Annotated in this window: 24 protein-coding genes and 1 other RNA gene; 12 read left to right on the forward strand and 13 right to left on the reverse strand. The window is 66.2% G+C overall.

Translation table 11 applies throughout. The annotated features are described in order from the left end of the window. Positions 1-21 precede the first annotated feature (21 nt). From BW991_RS10480 to BW991_RS10495, 4 genes are all read left to right on the forward strand, one after another. A complete protein-coding gene (locus BW991_RS10480; RefSeq protein ID WP_076602064.1) occupies positions 22-987 on the forward strand; it encodes an NAD-dependent epimerase/dehydratase family protein in 966 nt (321 codons plus the stop codon). Then, a complete protein-coding gene (locus BW991_RS10485; RefSeq protein ID WP_244551663.1) occupies positions 984-2,009 on the forward strand; it encodes an MraY family glycosyltransferase in 1,026 nt (341 codons plus the stop codon). The genes BW991_RS10480 and BW991_RS10485 overlap by 4 nt, the downstream gene beginning before the upstream one ends. A 141-nt stretch (positions 2,010-2,150) precedes the next feature. Further along, positions 2,151-4,040 carry a polysaccharide biosynthesis protein gene (locus BW991_RS10490; protein ID WP_076602065.1) on the forward strand — a complete coding sequence of 630 codons (1,890 nt, stop codon included), beginning with the start codon at positions 2,151-2,153 and terminating at the stop codon, positions 4,038-4,040. A gap of 133 nt (positions 4,041-4,173) precedes the next feature. Beyond that, positions 4,174-4,971, forward strand: a complete 798-nt coding sequence (locus tag BW991_RS10495; protein ID WP_076602066.1) for a symmetrical bis(5'-nucleosyl)-tetraphosphatase — start codon at positions 4,174-4,176, stop codon at positions 4,969-4,971. Positions 4,972-4,973: 2 nt separating this feature from the next. Here the strand turns inward: BW991_RS10495 and BW991_RS10500 are convergent, their stop codons facing one another. Further along, positions 4,974-5,912, reverse strand: a complete 939-nt coding sequence (locus BW991_RS10500) for a lysophospholipid acyltransferase family protein (protein ID WP_244551675.1) — start codon at positions 5,910-5,912, stop codon at positions 4,974-4,976. After that, positions 5,798-6,556, reverse strand: coding sequence for a GNAT family N-acetyltransferase (locus tag BW991_RS10505; protein ID WP_076602279.1), 759 nt, complete (start codon positions 6,554-6,556; stop codon positions 5,798-5,800). The genes BW991_RS10500 and BW991_RS10505 overlap by 115 nt, the downstream gene beginning before the upstream one ends. 118 nt (positions 6,557-6,674) lie before the next feature. Between BW991_RS10505 and BW991_RS10510 the strand changes: the two genes are divergently transcribed. Genes BW991_RS10510 through BW991_RS10520 form a run of 3 tightly spaced genes read left to right on the forward strand, consistent with a single transcriptional unit; the run spans position 6,675 to position 8,546 of the window. Then, complete coding sequence (locus BW991_RS10510) at positions 6,675-7,085, forward strand: HIT family protein (protein ID WP_076602068.1); 411 nt, start codon at positions 6,675-6,677, stop codon at positions 7,083-7,085. Positions 7,086-7,140: 55 nt separating this feature from the next. Beyond that, the gene (locus tag BW991_RS10515) at positions 7,141-8,076 is read left to right on the forward strand and encodes a carbohydrate kinase family protein (protein WP_076602069.1); all 936 of its coding nucleotides are present in this window, start codon (positions 7,141-7,143) and stop codon (positions 8,074-8,076) included. A gap of 5 nt (positions 8,077-8,081) precedes the next feature. After that, entirely contained in the window at positions 8,082-8,546 is a 465-nt protein-coding gene (locus BW991_RS10520; RefSeq protein WP_425290210.1) for an outer membrane lipoprotein, read from the forward strand. 24 nt (positions 8,547-8,570) lie between these two features. Here the strand turns inward: BW991_RS10520 and BW991_RS10525 are convergent, their stop codons facing one another. From BW991_RS10525 to BW991_RS10560, 8 genes are read right to left on the reverse strand one after another with little or no spacing between them, the layout of a single operon-like run. Beyond that, positions 8,571-8,963 carry a diacylglycerol kinase gene (locus BW991_RS10525; protein ID WP_076602071.1) on the reverse strand — a complete coding sequence of 131 codons (393 nt, stop codon included), beginning with the start codon at positions 8,961-8,963 and terminating at the stop codon, positions 8,571-8,573. 20 nt (positions 8,964-8,983) lie between these two features. Then, complete coding sequence (locus tag BW991_RS10530) at positions 8,984-10,192, reverse strand: DUF3426 domain-containing protein (protein ID WP_076602072.1); 1,209 nt, start codon at positions 10,190-10,192, stop codon at positions 8,984-8,986. Next, positions 10,192-11,100 carry a 50S ribosomal protein L11 methyltransferase gene (prmA, locus tag BW991_RS10535; RefSeq protein ID WP_076602073.1) on the reverse strand — a complete coding sequence of 303 codons (909 nt, stop codon included), beginning with the start codon at positions 11,098-11,100 and terminating at the stop codon, positions 10,192-10,194. The genes BW991_RS10530 and prmA overlap by 1 nt, the downstream gene beginning before the upstream one ends. Positions 11,101-11,119: 19 nt before the next feature. Continuing rightward, positions 11,120-12,481, reverse strand: coding sequence for an acetyl-CoA carboxylase biotin carboxylase subunit (gene accC, locus BW991_RS10540; RefSeq protein WP_076602074.1), 1,362 nt, complete (start codon positions 12,479-12,481; stop codon positions 11,120-11,122). 10 nt (positions 12,482-12,491) lie between these two features. Beyond that, complete coding sequence (gene accB / locus BW991_RS10545; protein ID WP_076602075.1) at positions 12,492-12,941, reverse strand: acetyl-CoA carboxylase biotin carboxyl carrier protein; 450 nt, start codon at positions 12,939-12,941, stop codon at positions 12,492-12,494. Between the two features lie 54 nt (positions 12,942-12,995). After that, positions 12,996-13,487 (reverse strand): type II 3-dehydroquinate dehydratase, encoded by a 492-nt coding sequence (gene aroQ / locus BW991_RS10550; RefSeq protein WP_076602076.1) that lies wholly within the window; start codon positions 13,485-13,487, stop codon positions 12,996-12,998. A gap of 57 nt (positions 13,488-13,544) precedes the next feature. Continuing rightward, the gene (locus tag BW991_RS10555) at positions 13,545-14,096 is read right to left on the reverse strand and encodes a TlpA family protein disulfide reductase (protein WP_076602077.1); all 552 of its coding nucleotides are present in this window, start codon (positions 14,094-14,096) and stop codon (positions 13,545-13,547) included. A gap of 13 nt (positions 14,097-14,109) precedes the next feature. Then, positions 14,110-14,652: a hypothetical protein gene (locus BW991_RS10560; RefSeq protein WP_170879085.1), complete on the reverse strand. Its 543-nt coding sequence runs from the start codon at positions 14,650-14,652 to the stop codon at positions 14,110-14,112. Positions 14,653-14,818: 166 nt separating this feature from the next. On the opposite strand from BW991_RS10560, the gene mpl reads away from it, so the two are divergent. After that, positions 14,819-16,189 (forward strand): UDP-N-acetylmuramate:L-alanyl-gamma-D-glutamyl-meso-diaminopimelate ligase, encoded by a 1,371-nt coding sequence (mpl, locus tag BW991_RS10565; protein WP_076602079.1) that lies wholly within the window; start codon positions 14,819-14,821, stop codon positions 16,187-16,189. Between the two features lie 52 nt (positions 16,190-16,241). Here mpl and BW991_RS10570 read toward each other — a convergent pair whose 3' ends face one another. The 3 genes from BW991_RS10570 to BW991_RS10580 all read right to left on the reverse strand — a co-directional run bounded on the left by BW991_RS10570 (position 16,242) and on the right by BW991_RS10580 (position 18,015). Beyond that, positions 16,242-16,874, reverse strand: a complete 633-nt coding sequence (locus BW991_RS10570) for a BON domain-containing protein (protein ID WP_076602080.1) — start codon at positions 16,872-16,874, stop codon at positions 16,242-16,244. Beyond that, complete coding sequence (locus tag BW991_RS10575) at positions 16,874-17,467, reverse strand: phosphoheptose isomerase (RefSeq protein WP_076602081.1); 594 nt, start codon at positions 17,465-17,467, stop codon at positions 16,874-16,876. Before BW991_RS10575 ends, BW991_RS10570 begins: the two co-directional genes overlap by 1 nt. Positions 17,468-17,595: 128 nt before the next feature. Then, the gene (locus tag BW991_RS10580; RefSeq protein WP_076602280.1) at positions 17,596-18,015 is read right to left on the reverse strand and encodes a YraN family protein; all 420 of its coding nucleotides are present in this window, start codon (positions 18,013-18,015) and stop codon (positions 17,596-17,598) included. Here BW991_RS10580 and rsmI point away from each other — a divergent pair. From rsmI to rnpB, 4 genes are all read left to right on the forward strand, one after another. Then, on the forward strand, positions 18,014-18,874 hold the full coding sequence (gene rsmI, locus BW991_RS10585; RefSeq protein ID WP_088179594.1) for a 16S rRNA (cytidine(1402)-2'-O)-methyltransferase: 861 nt from the start codon (positions 18,014-18,016) through the stop codon (positions 18,872-18,874). The two genes, BW991_RS10580 and rsmI, sit on opposite strands and share 2 nt — an antisense overlap. Positions 18,875-18,930: 56 nt before the next feature. After that, positions 18,931-19,965 carry a dihydroorotase gene (gene pyrC, locus BW991_RS10590; protein WP_076602083.1) on the forward strand — a complete coding sequence of 345 codons (1,035 nt, stop codon included), beginning with the start codon at positions 18,931-18,933 and terminating at the stop codon, positions 19,963-19,965. A gap of 51 nt (positions 19,966-20,016) precedes the next feature. Then, positions 20,017-20,397, forward strand: a complete 381-nt coding sequence (locus BW991_RS10595) for a hypothetical protein (RefSeq protein WP_244551665.1) — start codon at positions 20,017-20,019, stop codon at positions 20,395-20,397. Positions 20,398-20,424: 27 nt separating this feature from the next. Beyond that, positions 20,425-20,805, forward strand: an RNA gene (gene rnpB, locus BW991_RS10600) — RNase P RNA component class A. Positions 20,806-20,843 lie beyond the last annotated feature (38 nt).

Raw genomic sequence — 20,843 nt, forward strand, 5'->3', positions numbered from 1 at the left:
AATGTGGAGTCGGATGGCGCGATGGTGAAAAGCGTCGCAAGCGCCGGTCGCCGAGTGGTGGTGACCGGGGGGGACGGTTTCGTGGGGAGCGCGTTGGTCGCGCGGGGTCGCGTTGGTGAGGCGTGCGTCGTCGGTGTCGTGCGGGGCGAGTCCGTTCCGCCGGGGTGCATTCGGGGGCCGTCGCTGGATGCGGATGCGGACTGGGGATGCATCCTCCGTCGAGACGACGTGCTGATCCACGCGGCCGCGCGTGTGCACGTGCGCGTGGATGGCGCGCCGGACCCCTTGGCGGCATTCCGTGCGGACAATGTCGTGGGAACAGTTCGTCTGGCCCGACAGGCCGCGCTGGCGGGGGTGCGGCGCTTCGTGTTCATCAGTTCGATCAAGGTGAACGGGGATCAGACGCCGCCGGGGGAGCGGTTCACCGCGGACATGCGACCCGCGCCGACCGATGCATACGGGATTTCCAAGGCGGAGGCCGAGGTGGCCCTCGCTGCGATTGCCGCGGAGACGAGCATGGAAGTGGTCATCGTGCGGCCCCCGCTGGTGTATGGCCCCGGTGTCCGTGCGAACTTCCATGATCTGATGCGCTGGGTGGCGAGCGGATTACCCCTTCCGCTGGGTGCGATCGAGCACAATCGCCGCTCGTTGGTGGCTCTCGACAATCTCGTGGATCTGCTTGTTACGTGTGTAGACCACCCCGCGGCCGCCAGCCGGATCTTTCTTGCTGCTGACGGCGAGGATCTGTCGACCGCCGAACTGATCCGCAGGCTCGCTGCCGCGATGGGTCGTCGGGCCAAGCTGCTGGCGGTGCCCGAGTGGGTCTTGCAGGCGGGAGCGAGGTTGATGGGGAAGGAAGATATGTTGCTGCGGCTGTGCGGCAATTTACAGGTCGATTGTGCGAAAACCTGCGAGGTGCTGGGCTGGCGTCCGCCGATCAGTGTCGACGAAGGGATGCGCCGGGCCGTGGCGGGGTACAAGGCGTGATCCGCTTCGTCGTGGTGATCACGCTAGTCGCGCTCACGGCCGGTCTCTTGACCGGGGCGCTGCGGCGTTATGCGATGGCGCGGAGCTTGATCGACGTACCGAATGCGCGGAGCTCGCACACGATCCCGACGCCGCGCGGCGGAGGGGTGGCGATTGTACTGAGCTTCTTGACGGCCATCGTTCTTCTGGCATTGCAAGGAGGCGTCGGCGACCTCCTGGCATTCGCGATCGTCGGCGCCGGCGCGCTGATCGCCTTGGTCGGGTTCATCGACGATCATCGGCATATTGCAGCGCGTTGGCGATTGCTTGCGCACTTCGTCGCCGCAGTATGGATCCTCGCATGGTTTGGCGGGATGCCGTCGTTCGATTGGTTCGGCAGGTCGGTGCAGCTCGGGATCTGGGGCCCTGTCCTGGGTGCAATCTACCTCGTCTGGTTATTGAATTTGTATAATTTCATGGACGGCATCGACGGGATCGCGAGCGTCGAGGCGATCACAGTGTGCTTGGGCGGGGCGTTGCTCTATATCGTGATCGGGCGGGCCGACGAAGCAATCGTCCCGCTGACGCTCGCGGCCGCGGTCGCCGGTTTCCTGTACTGGAATTTCCCGCCCGCCAGGATCTTCATGGGAGATGCCGGGAGCGGTTTTCTGGGCATCGTCCTCGGCATCCTGTCGTTGCAGGCGACGCAGGCGTCACCGGCGTTGTTCTGGTGCTGGCTCATCCTCCTCGGAGTGTTCATCGTCGATGCCACGTGGACGCTCCTGCGCCGACTGTGCCGGGGAGAACGCGTCTATGAAGCGCATCGCAGCCATGCGTACCAGCATGCGTCACGGTACTTCGGAGGTCATTTGCCGGTAACGGTCGCGGTCTGCGCGATCAATGTCCTCTGGCTGCTTCCGGTGGCTCTGTGCGTCGGCACCGGGCTCCTTGATGGCGTTGTCGGAATTGTCATAGCATATGCACCTTTGTTGCTTGCCGCAGTCGTATTGCGTGCGGGCGAACGCGAGTTTCAGGTCGGCTGAGGCGTCAGTGATTCGGCCGCCCCATTTGGGTAATCAGCCTGTGCCGAAATGTTGCGGCGCGGCAGAACTTCGATGGGATGCAGTAGAATCGTAGTCGGCATTCCTGTTCGCGAGCCTTCTATCCCTTAGGAATCGGTCAAGATGACGTGGTTGAACCGTTCCATTCTGGTTTTGTTGTTCGACTTGCTGGCGGCGTGTGCTGCCTGGTTCGGTACGTACATATTGCGGTTCAACTTCGAGTGGCCTGTCGAATACGCGGCGCAGATCGGTTTGGGCATGCTGGTGCTGCTGCCGGTTCACGGGATCGTCTGCCGTCGGGCCGGTCTCTACCGCGGCATGTGGGTGTTCGCCAGCTTGCCGGACCTCGCGCGCGTGCTGCGCGCGGTTGCAATTTCCTCCCTTTCGGTCTGGGCTTTCGTTGCGCTGTACCGTGCGCAGCCGGCCGTTCCCCGTTCGACCCTGTTGCTGTATCCGATCCTGCTGGCCGTGATTATGGCCGGCGGGCGGGTCGCCTATCGGATGTGGAAGGAGCATCGGCTCTATGGCGGACTGATCGCCAAGGGAAGGCCGGTGGTCATCGTCGGGGCGGGGCGCGGGGGCGCGATGCTGGTGCGTGAACTCCAGCGCAGTGCCGATTGGAGGGTTGTTGGTCTAGTCGATGACGACGAAAGCAAGTGGGGGCGAGAGCTTCTCGGATTGCCTGTGCTGGGTTCCGTCGAGGAGTTGCCGGAGATTCTCGCGAGCGAACGTGTACAGCATGTAATCTTGGCGATGCCTTCGGCCGCGACGCGCGTGCGGCGCCACGCGACGGATCTGGCGGTCCGGGCCGGAGCGAAGGTGTTCACCGTGCCGGGGCTCGAGGATGTGATGGGCGGCCGGGTGGCCGTGGCGTCGATTCGACGCGCGGATATCGAGGACCTCCTCGGACGCGAGCCGGTATGGATCGATACGCCGCACGTCGAGGCCATGCTGCACGGCAAGGTTGTGCTCGTGACAGGGGCCGGCGGGTCCATCGGCGGCGAGCTTTGCCGACAGTTGTCGCGCTTTTCTCCAGCACGCGTGGTGCTCTTTGAGCAGAACGAATTTGCCCTGTACACAATAGAGCAGTGGTTTGCGCAGAATTGCCCCGAACTCGCGGTCGTTCCGCTTGCGGGCGACGTCAAGGATGCTACGCGCCTTGATGAAGTGTTTGCCGCATGGCGGCCGCAGGTCGTGTTCCACGCGGCCGCGTACAAGCATGTGCCCTTGATGGAGGTCGGCAACGCGTGGCAGGCGGTGCGCAACAACGTGCTGGGCACCTTGCGCGTGGCCGAGGCCGCCCAGCGTCATGCCGCCGAGCGCTTCGTGCTGATTTCCACCGACAAGGCGGTGAATCCGACCAACGTCATGGGGGCGAGCAAGCGGCTTGCGGAATTGCTCTGTCAGGCCATGCAGGACCGGAGCGGTTCGACCCAGTTCGAAATGGTGCGTTTCGGCAACGTACTTGGCAGCACGGGCAGCGTGATTCCGAAGTTCCAGGAGCAGATCGCGCGCGGCGGGCCTGTGACGGTGACGCATCCGGAGATTAACCGCTACTTCATGTCGATTCCCGAGGCGGCGCAGCTCGTGTTGCAGGCAGCATCCATGGGGCGGGGCGGGGAGATATTCGTGCTGGACATGGGGCAGCCGGTGAAGATCGTCGATCTGGCTCGCAACATGATCCGATTGTCGGGTTTCTCGGAAGACGAGATCCGCATCGAGTTCACCGGCTTGCGCCCGGGCGAGAAGCTTTACGAGGAGTTGCTGGCCGACGCAGAGGAAACGCGCGAGACGCCACATCCGAAACTGCGCATCGCCCGTGCTCGTCCGGCCGTGGTGTCGCTATTGGCCGAACTGAACGCGTGGCTGACACAGAGCGGGTCGCTGACTGACGACGAGGTTCGTCGTGGTCTGCTGCGTTGGGTGCCGGAATATGTTCCCATGTACGGTCGCCCGGCCTTGCGTGTGGTCGAGGGCGAACGGAGCTTTGTGCGCGCGGGCAGCAAGGCCTGACGGAGCGGTTTGCGCCGTAGCGCAATTGTGTGCGAATGCTGCTCCCGCAGGGAAATCGGCGTTGATTCGCGACTGAAGCAGCTCCGACGCGATAGAATTTCGCGACGGACTTCTTGTAGCGCACCCGATTTTCATGGCCAGTTACGCGGTAGGTGACATCCAGGGTTGTTATTCAGTGCTTCAGCGCCTGCTGGAGCGGATCGCTTTCGACCCGAAGGTGGACCGCCTGTGGGTCGTGGGCGACATGGTCAATCGCGGCCCCGAGTCCGTTCAGACGCTGCGCTTCCTGTCGGGTCTGGGAGAGGCGGCGACGATCGTGCTGGGAAACCACGATCTCTACCTCCTGATGGTAGCGGCGGGGCATAAGCGGCTGGATGACGACGACACGCTGTTCCAGGTGCTGGAGGCGCCGGATCGTGATGAGCTGTTGGCGTGGGTGGCGACCCGGCCGCTGATGCACGTCGAGGGTGATTTCGCGATGGTGCATGCCGGGCTGCTGCCGCAGTGGAGCGTGGCTCGGGCGGTGGAGCTAGCGGCGGATGTGAGTGCCGCACTGGCTGGCCCGGATGCGCAGGAATTGCTCAAGCATCTCGGAGGCAACGAGCCGGATGCGTGGTCTGAGAGCCTGATCGGGTTGGAGCGCCACCGGGTCGTCGTCAATGCGCTGACGCGCATGCGCTTCTGCAGTGCAGACGGGCGCATGGCGCTGCAGGCGAAGGGCTCGCCGATGCGCGCGCCTGCCGGCACGATGCCGTGGTTTACGACGCCCCAACGATTGAGTTCGACACACACGATCGTCTGCGGCCACTGGTCGGCGCTGGGCTTCTACCGGGCCCCGGGCGTCATCGCGCTCGATTCCGGCTGCGTATGGGGTGGCAAGCTGACGGCGGTGCGCCTCGAGGACGGCGCCGTGTTCCAGGTTCAGGCTTAGGCTTAGGCGACCTTCTTCCCCGCTTCCTCGTTCCTGGGGCTGTGCGCAGTCACATCCCCGACGCTTGGCAATCGCGCGACGATCGCCGAGTGGGCCATGGCGGCCACGTCACGGCGGTGAATACCTTCGGTGGCGATTGGTGCCGCGACGTCGATGCGCGCGATCAGGCGCTGCTCCCCGAGGATTTTGCCGAGGCTCTGTCCAAGAGTGAGGTCTCCGTCGTAGGCGGCCGCGCGACTGGGCTGCTCGTCGGCGCCCGCGTAGGAGAGCGCAAGCGGCTGGATCGGATGGCCGCATTCGATTGCCGGTTGCAGCAGGGCGGCGTGGAAATGCAGGATGTGGTTGCCGTCGGTGGTCGTGCCTTCCGGGAAGACTGCGACGTTGCGTCCGGCATCGAGCAGGGCGGCAATCTCCGCGTTGATGATTTTCGCGTGACCGCGGCTGCCGCGGCGCAGGAAGACGGTTTCGTTCCTGGCTGCGAGCCTGCCGATCAGCGGCCAGCCGCGCACTTCGGCCTTGGACACGAAGGCCGATGGCGCGAGGGCGTTGATGACGAAGATGTCGACCCACGAAATGTGGTTGGCGACGAGCATGCAGCCGGGCTGGATGGCGTGTCCCGCTATCCGCAGTTCGACGCCGATGATGGCGAGCAGTCTCTGCGACCAGCGGCGACGCAGGCTGCGGTGCGTCGCATCACCGGTCAGCGGATAGACGGTGAGAACCGTGAGCAGCCCCTGCGCCAGGTGCAGCGCGAGTCGCAGGTAGCGCCATACGCGCAGCCAGCGCGGGGCGGGTGGGCTGGGGGGCGGTTGAAGGGCGTGCGTTTTCAGTCTTGGCGTTCCATGAAGTGCTTGGCGTAACGGCCGTCGAGCCGGTTCATCGATAGCAGGATGGGCAGGTCGGCGGTGTTGAAGTCGGGGTCCCACGCCGGTTCGCCGCAGATCCACGCGCCGGCGCGCAGGTAGCCCTTGACGAGCGGCGGGGCCTCGCCCGGCAGGTCGTTGCGCAGGCGCTCGAGGGGCAGCGGGCAGCGCGGGAAGACGCGGTACTCGAGCGGGGCGCCGTGCTCGTCTTTCAGGCGATTGTACAGGCTCGCGGCAGTGTGTCCGCCGTCGGCCATGCTGACGGAGGCGCAGCCGATCAGGTAATCGTAGCCGTTTTCCCGCATGTAGCGGGCCAGGCCGGCCCACAGCAGCGTGATGACGGCGCCGCTGCGGTAGTCGGCGTCGATGCACGAGCGGCCGATCTCGACGATGCGGTTGCGCAAGTGCTGCAGGCGCGTGATGTCGAATTCGTTTTCGGAGTAGTAGCCGCCGACTTTGCGCGCGGCAGCGGGCGACAGGATGCGGTAGGTGCCGACGATGCGTCCGGCAGCCTCGTCGCGCACGATCAGGTGCTCGCAGTAGGGGTCGTAGATGTCGCGGTCGACGCCCGGCGTGCGGCTCGGCAGGCGGGCGCCCATTTCGTCGGCGAATACGCGGTAACGCAGCTTCTGCGCTTCGAGGATCTCGGTTTCGCACCCCGCGAGCGCGACGTGCAGGTTGCGGTTGCGGCGTTCCGCGGTGTGCGCCTGTTTCTGAAGCATGACGTTCATCCTTGTTCTGGCGTGTTCCCCGCATTGTCTGAATGCTGCGTTGCGGTGCCATGACGAGGGCGTTACGATGGGGTGACGAAATCGCGTTCCGTCCGCTTGGGGAGAAGCAATGGAAAACTGTGTGTTCTGCCGCATCGTGAAGGGTGAGCTGCCCGCCTCAAGGGTGTTCGAGGACGAGTCGACGCTGGTGTTCATGGATTTGCAGTCGGTGAATCCCGGGCACATGCTGGTGGTCGTGAAGCCGCACCGCGCGAATGTCTATGAACTGGATGATGAGCTGGCCGGGGCCGCATGGCGCACCGCGGCCCGCATGGCGCGTGCGGTGAAGGCTGTCGTCGGCTGCGAGGGGGTGACGTTGCTGCAGGCGAACGAGAAGGCCGGGGCCCAGACCGTGTTCCACTTCCACATCCACGTCGTGCCGCGCTGGGAGGGCGACGGCATGGCGCTGGCGTGGCCGGCGAAGAATCCCCCGCGCGAGGCGCTCGAGGAGATGGCGGCGAAGCTGCGGGCGGCGTTGTAGGGGCAATGCCGCAGCGCCCTATAATGGCGGGATTTTCCTTCCTCCGGGTAATTGAATGTCCATCCTCGTCTGCGGCTCCATGGCCTACGACACCATCATGGTGTTCCATGATCGTTTCAAGCGCCACATCCTTCCCGAACAGATCCACATCCTGAACGTGTCGTTTCTCGTGCCGGACATGCGGCGCGAATTCGGCGGGTGCGCCGGGAACATTGCCTACAACCTGAAACTGCTGGGCGCGGATCCGCTGATCATGGCGACCGTGGGGGACGACGCGGAGCCCTACCGCCAGCGCCTGCAGCGACTCGGGCTGCGCCAGGATCACGTGAAGCAGGTGCCGGACAGCTTCACCGCACAGGCCTTCATCACCACCGATCTCGACGACAACCAGATCACGGCCTTCCACCCCGGTGCGATGAATCATTCGCACCTCAACCGGGTGCAGGACGCGACCGGCGTGAAGCTCGGCATCGTGTCGCCGGACGGTCGCGACGGCATGCTGAACCATGTCGCGCAGTTTGCCGACGCGGGCGTCCCCTTTGTGTTCGATCCCGGTCAGGGGATGCCCCTGTTCTCGGGCGAGGAGCTGCTGCAATGCCTGAACCAGGCTACCTATTGCACGGTCAATGATTACGAAGCGCGCCTGCTGTGCGAGCGGACCGGGCGTTCGTTGGAGCAGCTGGCGGAAAGCGTCGAGGCGCTGGTCGTCACGCTCGGGCCCGAGGGTTCGCGCATCTATGCGGACGGTCGGTGCATCGAGATTCCATGCGTGGCGACTGATGAAGTGGTCGATCCGACCGGATGTGGCGATGCCTACCGGGCGGGTCTGCTGTACGGGATTGCAGAAGCTTACGATTGGACGCGGACCGGGCGCTTGGCGTCCCTGATGGGATCGATCAAGATCGCCAGTCGCGGGGGGCAGAATCACGCGCCGGATCGTGCTGAGATCGGCGCGCGTTATGCGAAGGTATTTGGAGAGGCACTATGGTGATGGATATGAGACAGCGTGCCGTTGCGGCGGCCTTTGCCGTGGCGGTGCTTGGACTCGGGCTGGGTGGTTGCGCGACCGGTCTGGGCGGCGAGACCTACTCGCGCGGCGAAGCGCGCCGGGCGATGACGGTGCAGTACGGTGTGGTCGAATCGGTTCGCTACGTGAAGCTCGAGGGAACCAAGACCCCGATCGGCGCACTCGGGGGTGCGGCGATCGGCGGCATTGCGGGCAGTGGCATCGGCGAAGGGCGCGGTGCGGCGATCGCGACGGTGATCGGTGCGGTCGCAGGCGGCCTTGCGGGTTCGGCGATCGAGGAGGGCGCGACGCGCTCTCAGGGCGTGGAGGTCACCGTCCGACTCGACAACAATCAGCTCATGGCGGTCGTTCAGGACGACAAGGGCGAGGATTTCCGTTCCGGCGATTCGGTTCGCGTCGTGCGCGACGGATCGACGACGCGCGTGACGCGCTGAGGCTGGCGCCGGACAGGGTTCCGATCAGCCGAGCAGGACCAGTCCCCACACACAGGCAAGATTGACGAGCGCGAGAAGGACGGCGGCGCTGCCGATGTCCTTCGCCCGCTTGGCGAGCAGGTGGCGTTCGAGGGAAACGCGGTCGACGGTCGCCTCGATCGCCGAATTGATCAGCTCCACGATCATCACGAACAGTACGCTGCCGATGAGCAGGGCTTTGCCCGCTCCGGTGACGGGCATGAACAGCGCAAGCGGGATGAGAACCGCGGCAAGGATGCACTCCTGGCGGAAGGCGTCCTCGTGTCGGAAGGCTGCGCTCAGCCCGTCGAATGAATAACGCAGGGCGTTGAACAGGCGGGTGAGTCCGGTCTTGCCCTTGAACGGGCTTTCGTGATGCTCGCGGTGCGGCTGGGTCATGGGGTGGTGTCGCGTGAGTGTCAGGGGTAGAAGGCGTAGATCCGGTATCCGGTCGCGCCCAAGCCGTCCGCCGAAAAGGGCAGGGTCACGGCGATGTCGCGTCCGGCGGCAAAACCCTGTTCGAGATCTGCGCCCGGAAACCAGTCCTGTGGCGTGAGTACGCGCCGCACGAGAGGACGATCCCGCGCGTCGGTCAGGGTCAGTTCGAGGTGCGGCCAGGCCAGCGGATGGGGGGCGCGGTTGCGGATCGTCGCGTTCAGCACGAGGTTGGCCGCCTTGCCGGGCTCGGACTGCAAGTCCGAGGATTCGACGCTGATCAGGCCGGCGATGTGCGGCAGTCCGACTTTGCAGCCCAGGGCGTGGCATGCGTTTACCAGCGTGGGCCGCAAGGACGGCCATTCCCGTGCGAGGTCGGCGCGGAAAAGATAGAGCATCTGCGCCGCGAGCATCCCGCTCAGCAGGCCGATGGCGAGGCCGGTGAGGCCGCGACGGGCAGGAGGGCGCGCCGGCGGTGCGTAGTCTGCAAACTCGTCTTCGGTATCCGTCGGCGGTTCGGTGAGCGCGGGCGTGGATTCTTCGGCAGGGAAGTCTTCTTCGGGGCGTGGCGGCGTCGGGATGCCCGGCTCGATCCTGTCGGGTGAGGTGGAAAGACCCATCAGGGTGTCGGGCGCGGCCTCTCCGGCAGGTTCCGGCTGCTCGCGATGATCGGTGTCCCGCCACGACCGGCCGCCGTCATGGTAGACGGGCCTGCGGGGGCCTTCTTCGCTCGGGCGCTTGGGTCCGGGGCGCGATCGGTCTGTCTCGGCGGGTGCCAGCTGCGCGTCGATTGCCGGGTTGATGTTCTCCTGATCCGCAGATGGCACCCCCGCCGCTTGGCGAACGTCCTCGGCGGTATCGGGCGGAAATACTGGCTCCCGCGTGCGTTCCTCGGGTTCCTGACGCGGACCGCTTGCCGCGCGCTGGGGGACGAGCGCGTCGGGCAATTCGAAGTCGAGCTGGTCCGAGAACGTGTCTGCCGCCTTGTCTTCGAGTACGAAGAAGCGGTCGGAGCGGTCCGGTGCCGGTTCGGGCGTCCTGGGCGCTGCGGGAGGGGTTGCGTCCTCGATCAGGTTGTCCAGCGCGTCGAACGGGAGCAGGCAGCTGCCGCAGCGCACCTGCCCGTGGTGTGCGCGCAACTGCTCGCTCCGCACCCGGAATACCGTGTGGCAGGCCGGGCAGCGGGCGAGCATCAGTCGTTGCCGGCCCCGGTGGCGGGCCGGGTGCCTTCGAGGCGCGCCCAGCCCTCGTGGGTCGCGCCGACGCGCAGAGCGATGAAGGGGGCGTAGGCGGCGATGACCTGATCGGTCTGGGTGTCGAGTACGCCCGACAGCGCGATCCGTCCGCCGGGCGCCACGCGTGCGGCCAGCAGGGGCGCGAGCACGCACAGCGGGTTGGTGAGGATGTTTGCGACGACGATGTCGAACTGCACGTCGAGCGCTTGGCGCGAATGCTGCAGGCGCATCGTCACGCCATTGCGCTGCGCATTGTCGTGTGCGGCCTCGAGTGCCTTGTCGTCGATGTCGACGCCCAGCACGTCGGCGGCTCCGAGCTTTGCCGCGGCGATGCCGAGGATGCCCGAACCGCAGCCGTAATCGAGCACGCCGGCGCCGGGCGTGACCGCGTCACACAGCCATTCGAGGCACAGGCGCGTGGTCGGGTGCGAGCCCGTGCCGAAGGCCATGCCGGGATCGAGTTCGATGTTGATGGCGGTCGGATCGGGGGCGGTATGCCAGGAAGGCACGATCCACATCCGCTCGGTGATGCGGATCGGGTCGAACTGGCTTTGCGTGAGCTGCACCCAGTTCTGCTCTGCGACGTCCTCCAGCGTGAAGGGCGGCACCGCGTCGAAGCCCGCGTCGGCGGCCGCCCGCGCGAGGGCGACCGTGAGGTCGGCACCGGCGTCGAACAGCGCGGTGACGCGGCTGTGGTCCCACAGGCCCACGGGGTGATGGCCCGGCTCGCCGAACTGCGGCTTTTCCGCCTCGGTGCCGGCGTCGGCGTCCTCGATGCTGATGGAGAGCGCGCCTGCCTCCATCAGCGCTTCGGACAGCGCCTCGGCCTTCTTCGCCTCGGCCTGCAGGGTCACGGAAATCCACATGCGCGGCGGCTCCGGCTCGTCAGCTCTTCTTGACTTCGTTGCGGTCGGCCAGCTTGTGCTCCAGATAGTGGATGCTGGTGCCGCCTTCGATGAAGCGCGCGTCGAGCATGAGTTCCTGGTGCAGCGGCACGTTCGTCTTGATGCCCTCGACGACCATCTCCGACAGCGCGATGCGCATGCGGCGGATCGCCTGTTCGCGCGTGTCGCCGTAGGCGATCAGCTTGCCGATCATCGAGTCGTAGTGCTGCGGGATCGTGTAGCCGTTGTAGACGTGCGAATCGACACGGATGCCTGGGCCGCCCGGCGTGTGCCAGTTGGTGATCTTGCCGGGGCAGGGGGTGAACTTGAACGGGTCTTCGGCGTTGATCCGGCACTCGACCGCGTGACCGCGGAAGACGATGTCCTTCTGGCCGAACCACAGCTTTTCGTTCGCCGCGATGCGGATCTGGGCCTGCACGATGTCGATGCCGGTGATCAGCTCGGTGACGGGGTGCTCGACCTGCACGCGCGTGTTCATCTCGATGAAGTAGAATTCGCCGTTCTCGAACAGGAATTCGAAGGTGCCGGCGCCGCGGTAGCCGATCTTGCGGCAGGCCTCGGCACAGCGCTCGCCGACCTTGGCGATGGCCTTGCGGTCGATGCCGGGCGCGGGTGCTTCCTCGATGACCTTCTGGTGGCGACGCTGCATCGAGCAGTCGCGTTCGCCCAGGTAGACCGCGTTGCCGTGCTCGTCGGCGAGAACCTGGATCTCGATATGGCGCGGGTTCTCGAGGAACTTCTCCATGTACACGACCGGGTTGCCGAATGCCGCCTGCGCTTCGGCGCGGGTCGTCTGCACGGCGTTGAGCAGCGCAGCTTCCGTGTGCACCACGCGCATGCCGCGTCCGCCGCCGCCGCCGGCCGCCTTGATGATCACCGGATAGCCGACCGCGCGCGCGATCTTGACGATCTCCTTGGGGTCTTCCGGCAGGGCGCCGTCGGAACCCGGCACGCAGGGCACGCCCGCGGCCTTCATCGCATCCTTCGCGCTGACCTTGTCGCCCATCAGGCGGATCGTTTCGGCGCGCGGGCCGATGAACGCGAAGCCGGACTGTTCGACGCGCTCGGCGAAGTCGGCGTTCTCCGACAGGAAACCGTAGCCGGGGTGGATCGCCTCGGCATCGGTGACTTCCGCCGCCGAGATGATGGCCGGGACGTTCAGGTAGCTCTGCGCCGACGCGGCGGGGCCGATGCACACCGACTCGTCGGCGAGCTTCACGTACTTGGCCTCGGTGTCCGCGACCGAATGCACGGCGACCGTGCGGATGCCGAGTTCGCGGCAGGCGCGCAGCACCCTAAGGGCGATCTCGCCGCGGTTCGCGATCAGGATTTTTTCGAACATGGCGCGCCGATCAGGCAATGACGAACAGCGGCTGGCCGTACTCGACCGGCTGGCCGTTCTCGACCAGGATCGCCTTGACCGTGCCGGTGAACTCCGACTCGATCTCGTTCATGAGCTTCATCGCTTCGATGATGCACAGACGGTCGCCCACGGCGACGCTCTGGCCGACGTCGATCAGCGGCTTCGCGCCCGGCGCGGTCGCGCGGTAGAAGGTGCCGACCATCGGCGATTTGACGACGTTGCCGTCGGGCAGTGCATCAGCCGCCGGCGCGACGACCACATTGGTGGCGGGCGCTGCAGCGGGGGCGGCCATGGGCGCGGCTGCCAGATAGGCCGGTGCCGTGGGGGCGGCGATGTGCTTGGCGATGCGTACCTTCTCTTCGCCCTCGGTGACCTCCAGTTCGGAAATGCCCGATTCCTGGACGAGGTCGATCAGTTTCTTCAGCTTGCGCAGATCCATGCTGTTCTCCGGACAATGCGGCGCATCCGGGGCGCCGCCAGAGGGGTTTCGTGTCTAGCTTTTCCGCAGTTGCGTCAGGGCGAATTCGAGTGCGGCCATGTAGCCGTATGCGCCCAGTCCGCAGATCACGCCGATGGCGCGATCGGAAAAATAGGAGTGATGGCGGAACGATTCCCGTGCGTGGATGTTGGACAAATGTACTTCCACGTAGGGAATCGCCACCGCGGCCAGCGCGTCGCGCAGGGCGACGCTCGTGTGGCTGTAGCCGGCCGGGTTGATGATGATGTAGTCGATCGCTTCCACGGCTGCAGCCTGGATGCGGTCGATGAGCTGCCCTTCGTGATTGCTCTGGAAGGACTCGACGATGACCCCGGCGGCACGGGCACGCGCATCCATTGCGGAATGGATGTCGGCCAGCGTGGTGCGACCATAAACATCGGGTTCGCGAGTACCGAGGAGGTTGAGGTTGGGGCCGTGCAGAACCAGGATGCGGGTCTGCGGAGGCGGTGGGGCCTCGGTGGTTTTGCTGCGTTTTGAGCGCGTCATAACGGCAAGTTTGCCGCAGATCGCCGCACTTTGTCCAGTGAAAGCGTTCCGGGCACGTCAGCGCGAAGCGAGAAGTGCGCGAATTTTGCCCTCAAGTTCCGCTTCATTCAAGGTGCCCAGCTTCACGAAATCCAGTTCGCCGCGTCGGTCGAAGATCGCGGTGAATGGGAGCGCCTGGGACGTGTTTCCGAGCGCGCTCGTCACGGCCAGGGTCTGCAGCGGGGCGATCAGCAGCGGGTAGGGAACCTTGTTTTCCTCGGCGAATCTGTGCACGTTGTCGGGCTGGTCGATGCCGATGCCGACGAATTGCACCGGTGCATCGGCGAAGCGCCGGCTCACGGCAGCGAATTCGGGAATCTCGCGCAGGCAGGGCGGGCACCATGTCGCCCAGAAATTGACCACCAGCACTTTTCCTTGCCACTGCGAGAGGGTCTGCGGCTGGCCGTCACTGTCGGGCAGGTTCAGGGCGAGGATCGGTGCGCCCGCGTCGCGGGCGACCTGTGCCGCGGCAGGGCGCGGAGGCGAAGAGTTGCGCTGGGCGAGATAACCGGCGAAGCCTGCGGCTGCGGCGACGGCGAGGATCAAGGCGTTGCGGACGAGCGGTTTCATGGTGCGGGCGGTTTCAGCGCACGGGTTCGGGTTCGCTGCGGCCCTGGGCGAGCAGCGCCTCGACCGCCGGCAGGCGCGCCCTTTCCGCATGCCGGCGGTTGGAGCGTTCGGAGTCGGCCGGATAGATCGACAGGCGGATCGGAACCTGTTCCCAGTCGAAGCTCAGTATGGCTTCCGGCGCGTGCGGCGCGGGGCGGCGCGGTTCGCGGTGTTCGTAGGCGATGTCCTGGTTGAGGAAGAAGATCTCGACCTCCTTGGCGCTTTCCGGGAAGAGTTCGATATCGACCTCGGTGTAGCGACCCGCGGTGCCGTCGAGGGCGCCGCCGGTAAGGTAGGGGCGAAACTCGTCGAGCAGGCGCATCACGCCGACAGCGGCGCGACGCATCTCGAGTACGCGTTCGGCCTGCTCCTCGTCCTGGTACAGCGACTGCCAGGCGCGCAGCTCGGCTTCGATCTCGGCGTTGTTGGGCAGGGAGTCGGTGTCCGAAGCGCCGAGTTGGCGGGCGGCCTTGCGCTTGGCGAAGCCGAAATCGCTGATACCGTCTTCGGCCATCATGCGGGCCGCTGCCGCGGCGATTTCACGCCTCAGGGTTGCGGAGCGGGATGGGGGCGCGCGGAAAGTCATGGTCGCGAGTCCGGCTGAGGGTCCGTGTAGAATGCGCACCATTCTACACGGACCGGTTTCAGGCACATTGCAGCGGTCCGTAAGTCCCGGAGTTTCGATGCACATCCACATCCTTGGAATCTGCGGCACCTTCATGGGCGGCGTGGCGCTGCTCGCCCGTTCGGCCGGGCACAAGGTGACCGGCTGCGACGCGAACGTCTATCCGCCGATGAGCACCCAGCTCGAAGCGCAGGGCATCGGCCTGACGGAAGGCTACGATGCCTCGCAGGTCGACCTTGCGCCCGACATGTTCGTCGTCGGCAATGCCATCTCGCGCGGCAATCCGCTGCTGGAGGCGATCCTCGAACGCGGACTCCCCTATGTGTCCGGTCCGCAGTGGCTGGCCGAGCACGTCCTGCAGGGGCGCTGGGTGCTGGCTGTCGCGGGCACGCACGGCAAGACCACGACGACCTCCATGCTCGCGTGGATTCTGGACGATGCAGGGCTCAATCCCGGCTTCCTCGTCGGCGGCGTGCCGGGCAACTTCGGCGTGTCGGCGCGCCTCACCGATTCGCCCTTTTTCGTCATCGAGGCGGACGAGTACGACACGGCATTCTGCGACAAGCGTTCGAAGTTCGTGCATTACCGTCCGCGCACGGCCATTCTCAACAATCTCGAGTTCGACCACGCCGACATCTTTGCCGACCTCGCGGCGATCGAGACGCAGTTCCATCACCTCGTGCGGACGATTCCGGCATCCGGCCGCATCGTCGCGAATGGCGGCGAAGAGAGCCTGAAGCGCGTGCTCGCGCGCGGCTGCTGGTCCGAGTTGGAGTGGTTCGGCGACGCCGCGCAGTGGTCGGTCGAGCCGGGGGCGGAGGAGGGTAAGGGCGAGGGCGAGGCCGTGTTCAGGCTGCGCGGCGAGGAGTTGGGGCGCATCGCGATGCCGATGTCGGGCAGTCACAATCGCAGCAATGCACTGGCGGCCATCGCCGCGGCCCGCCATGTCGGCGTGACGCCGGCGCAGGCCATCGCGAGCCTCGCGCGTTTCCAGGGGATCAAGCGTCGCATGGAGGTGCGCGGCCGCGTAGACGGGATCACCGTCTATGACGATTTCGCCCACCATCCGACGGCGATCGCGCTGACGGTCGAAGGGCTGCGCAAACGCGAAGCGCAGGGGCGCATCCTTGCGGTGCTAGAGCCGCGCTCGAACACGATGAAGCTGGGGGTGATGAAGAGTCGCTTGCCCGACAGTCTGGCCCTGGCCGACCGCGTTTACTGCTACGCGAACAATCTGGGCTGGAATGCGGGCGAAGCGCTCGCGCCGCTGGGCGGGCGGGCCGGTACCTTCGATTCGCTGGACGAGATGGTCGCGGCCGTCGTCACCGAAGCCCGCCCCGGCGATCACGTGCTGGTCATGAGCAACGGCGGCTTCGGCGGCGTGCACGACAAGCTGCTCGCCGCTTTGCGTTCCCGCCAGGCGGGTTGACGAAACGTGCGAGAGCGGCTTCGCCGAAGCCGCTCCAGCCGACGATCCGGCGTTAGTCCTTCTTGCCTTCGAGCTGGCGGGCCTGCTGGTCGGTGATGTACTCGAACACCCTCACGACCTTGCGCACGCCGTCCGTGCGGCGTGCCACCTCGGTCGCGGCGTCCGCCTCGCGGCGCGTCACGATGCCGAGCAGGAACACGGTTCCCGCCTCGGTCACGACCTTGATATGGTTGGCGCTGAACTGCGCCGAATCGACGAAGCGCGCCTTGACCTTCGACGTGATCAGCGAGTCGTTGCCGCGCGAGGTCAGCGACGAGGTGCCGGCGACCTGGATCTCATTGACGATGCCCTTGACGTTGGCGATGCCGCCGGCCACGCGCTCCGCTTCGGCACGGTGCGCCTCGGAGGGGGCTTCTCCGGTGAGCAGCACGTTGCGGTTGAAGGACGTCACGTTGATATGCACGGCGTCGCCGAGGCGATCGCGCAGTGCGCTCGAGGTGCGCCATTCGATGCCTTCGTCCTCGACGTAGGCGCCCGAGGTGCGGCGGTCGGCAACCATGGCCGCGCCCGCTCCGACCCCGCCCGCGACGAGCGGGAAACAGCCCTGCAGCAGCGGCAGCGTCGCTGCTGCGCCCAGGCCGAGGAGCAGGGTGCGCCGGCTGGCTTGAAGGGTCTTGTTGTTCATTAGTCTTCAACTCCGAGTAACAGACAATCGATGCCGTCGCACAGGCAGTGCAGGACGAGCAGATGAACTTCCTGGATGCGTGCCGTGCGGTCGGCGGGAACGCACAGGTGGATGTCGCCGTCGCCGAGCATTTCCCCCATTCTGCCGCCGCCTTTGCCGGTCAGCGCAATGACGCGCATCTCGCGTTCGTGGGCGGCCTCGATCGCCGCGATGACGTTGGGAGAGTTGCCGCTGGTCGAGATCGCGAGCAGGACGTCGCCCGGTTGCCCGAGCGCGCACACCTGCTTGGAAAATACCTGGGTGTAGTCGTAATCGTTGGCGATCGAGGTCAGCGTCGAAGTATCGGTCGTCAGCGCCACTGCAGCGAGCGGCGGACGCTCCATCTCGAAGCGGTTGACCAGCTCGGCGGCGAAATGTTGCGCATCGGCAGCCGAGCCGCCGTTGCCGCACGCGAGGATCTTGCCGTTGTTGAGCAGGCTGCCGGTCATGATCTCCACGGCCCCCGCGATCGGGGCGGCCAGCGCCTCCAGCGAGTCGAGCTTGGTGCGCGCGCTGTCTTCGAATTGTCGGGAGATGCGGTGAATCAGGTCCATGAGGGGCTCGGGTCGCTTCTGTCGGGGGCAAAAGTCTAGCACGAGGCGGAGGCCGGCCCCGCCGCGGCCGCCGTGCGGCGCAAGTGTGCCGTGCCGGGTGCTGCAGCGGCGGGTTCCCTTACAGACGCTTACCATGCGTCGGCGTCGAACGCTCCCCGCAGCCATTCCACCGCAGCTTCGTCGAGTGCGCTCATCAGTACCGCGTCGAAGCGGCACGGGCTCTGTGCGTAGCGACGGCCCGCGCCCGCGAGCCACCAGCGCGCCGCAAGCACGATGCGCCGGCGCTTCGTCGTGGTGATGCTCGCCGCCGCGCCGCCGAAGCCCGGATTGCTGCGCAGACGGACTTCCACGAACACCACCGTGCCGCGGTCCAGGCACACGAGATCGACTTCTCCGCCGCGGCAACGCACGTTGCGTGCGAGCGGGGTGAGGCCGCGGCGCGCGAGGATTCGCTCGGCGAGTTCCTCGCCGGCCTTGCCGCGCGCTTGCGTGAGAGGCGCCGGCCGCCGGACAATGCCTTCCCTCTTGCTGCGATCCCCGATGTCCATGTCGAACAGCTCGTCTCCGCTTTCAAGTACGCCATCATTATATGTGGTGGCGACTCCGCTCGGGAATCTTCAGGACGTCAGCATGCGCGCGCAGGGCGTGCTGGCGGAAGTGGGCGCGATCGCCGCCGAGGATACGCGCCACAGTCAGCGTCTGCTCGATGCGCTGGGCATCCGTACCCGGCTCTTTCCGCTGCATGAGCACAACGAGCAGGCCGCCGTCGGGCAGGTAATCCGGATGCTGGAGGCGGGGCAGCACGTCGCGCTGATCAGCGACGCCGGCACCCCAGCCATCTCGGATCCCGGTGCGCGTGCGGTTGCACGCGTGCGCGAGGCGGGCTTCCCGGTGGTGCCCGTTCCCGGTCCCTGTGCGGCCATTGCGGCACTGTCCGCGTCCGGATTCGTGGACGACGGTTTCCGCTTCGTCGGCTTCCTCCCGGCCAAGCAGGCGGCGCGGCGGGCGCGGATCGAGGAGTTGCGCGCGCAGGAGGTGCCGCTGGTGTTCTACGAATCGCCTCACCGCATCGCCGAATGTGTCGCGGATCTCGCGGCAGTGCTGGAGCCGTCGCGCGACATTGTGATCGCGCGCGAAATCACGAAGATCTACGAGCAGATCGCCCGCATGCCGTTGGGTGAGGCACCGGCGTGGCTGGCGGCCGATGCGAACCGTTGCCGCGGGGAGTTCGTGCTGATCGTGGCCGCTGCGCCTGCGGTCGAAGGCCTCGGCGCGGATGCCGAACGTGCCCTTGCGCTGCTGCTCGAGGAGCTTCCGGTCAAGACCGCCGCGCGGCTCGCTGCCGACATCACCGGCGCGTCGCGCAAGCTGCTGTATGCGCGCGCGCTCGAACTGAAGGGCAGCTGAACCCGCATATATAATTGGCGCGACCAACGGCGCCCGCATCCCGATCCTGGAACGTCATGCACAAAATTTCCCTTATCCGCCCCGACGACTGGCATCTGCACGTGCGCGACGGCGCCGCGCTGGCGGCCGTCGTGCCGCACACCGCGCAGCGCTTCGGCCGTGCGCTCATCATGCCCAATCTGCGGCCGCCCGTGACCACGACGGCGCTGGCTCTCGAATACCGCGACCGCATCCGCGCGGCGGTGCCGGCCGGCATCGAGTTCGAGCCGCTGATGAGCCTCTACCTCACCGACAACATGGCGCCGGACGAGATCGATCGTGCCAGGGCGAGCGGCGCGGTGGTGGCGGTGAAGCTCTATCCGGCAGGCGCGACGACCAATTCGGATGCGGGTGTGACGGCGATCGAGAAGGTCTATCCGGTGCTGGAGCGGATGGAGCGTGTCGGGATGGTGTTGTGCGTGCACGGCGAAGTGACGCAGGGTGAAGTCGACGTCTTCGATCGCGAGCAGGTGTTCATCGACCGCGTGCTTGCCCCGCTGACGCAGAAATTTCCCGGCCTGCGCGTCGTCTTCGAGCACATCACGACCGCCGATGCCGCCCAGTTCGTGAAGGCGGCGGGCGACAACGTCGGCGCGACGATCACCGCCCACCATCTGCTGCTCAACCGCAACGCGATCTTCGCCGGCGGCATTCGTCCGCATCATTACTGCCTGCCCGTGCTCAAGCGCGAGACCCATCGGCGTGCGCTGGTCGAGGCGGCGACCTCCGGCAATACGAAGTTCTTCCTCGGCACCGATTCGGCGCCGCACGCGCGCTCGACGAAAGAGGCAGGCTGCGGCTGTGCGGGTTGCTACACGGCGCATGCCGGGATCGAGCTGTATGCCGAGGCCTTCGAGCAGGCCGGGGCGCTGGACAGGCTCGAGGCGTTCGCGAGCCTCAATGGTCCGGCGTTCTATGGACTGCCGCCCAATTCCGGGCGCATCACGCTGACGAAACAGGTGTGGGACGTTCCGGCCGCCTACGATTATCTTGCCGGCGACCCGCTGGTGCCCCTGCGTGCCGGCGAAACCATCGCCTGGCGGCTGCTCTGATCGGGAGTCCCTATGCCGAATGCCCGGACAAATGCGATTGTCGCGCTGGCAATGCTGCCCATGCTCGCGGCGTGCGAGAACAGTGCGACCGCCTTCATGATCGAGGGCAGCCAGCACGCCCTGATTCTGGTGCGCGAGAAACCCTACTTCTGGCAGGGCACGGTCAATCAGGCGGTCATCGCGTCGCGCCTGCCGCACTGCCAGCGGCGCGTGCCGATTCATCCGGACGGCACCGAACTGACGCCGATGGAAGTGTTCGAGGCCGGTGATCGCCTGTGGGCGCTCCACCAGGGCAGCCGCTGGTACCTCGTCGGGACCGACAAGTGCCAGGTGCAGGACTGGGACAATGCCGCGGGTTCGACTCCGGGGCCTGCGCTCGGCACCTTTCGCTTGAAGGACGGCGTCGCCACCTTCATTCCCGCGGGCAAGTGAACGCGCGAAGCGTATAATCCGCAGCGGGAAGTTCGCCAGGCAGTCGCTGCGCACCTTGTGTGCGTGGAGGAAAGTCCGGGCCCCGCAGAGCAGGATGCCGGCTAACGGCCGGGCGCCGTGAGGCGACGGAAAGTGCAACAGAAAACAAACCGCCGATGGCCTGTTCTCAGGCACAGGTAAGGGTGAAATGGCGGGGTAAGAGCCCACCGCAGGACTGGCAACAGGACTGGCACGGTAAACCCCATCCGGGGCAAGGCCAAATAGGGGAGCAATGGCGTGGCTCGCGCTGCTCCCGGGTAGGCTGCTAGAGCGCCGTGGCAACACGGCCCCCAGAGGAATGACTGCCCGGCGGTTGCGGCTCAGGTCGCGGCCGTTCGACAAAACCCGGCTTATCGGCGAACTTCCCTCCTCCCGCTGAGCTGTTTTTTTCCCACTTGCGTGTGCGT

Origin of the sequence: Aromatoleum tolulyticum (genome assembly GCF_900156155.1) — a bacterium.
In the GTDB taxonomy this organism is placed as follows: Bacteria; Pseudomonadota; Gammaproteobacteria; order Burkholderiales; family Rhodocyclaceae; genus Aromatoleum; species Aromatoleum tolulyticum.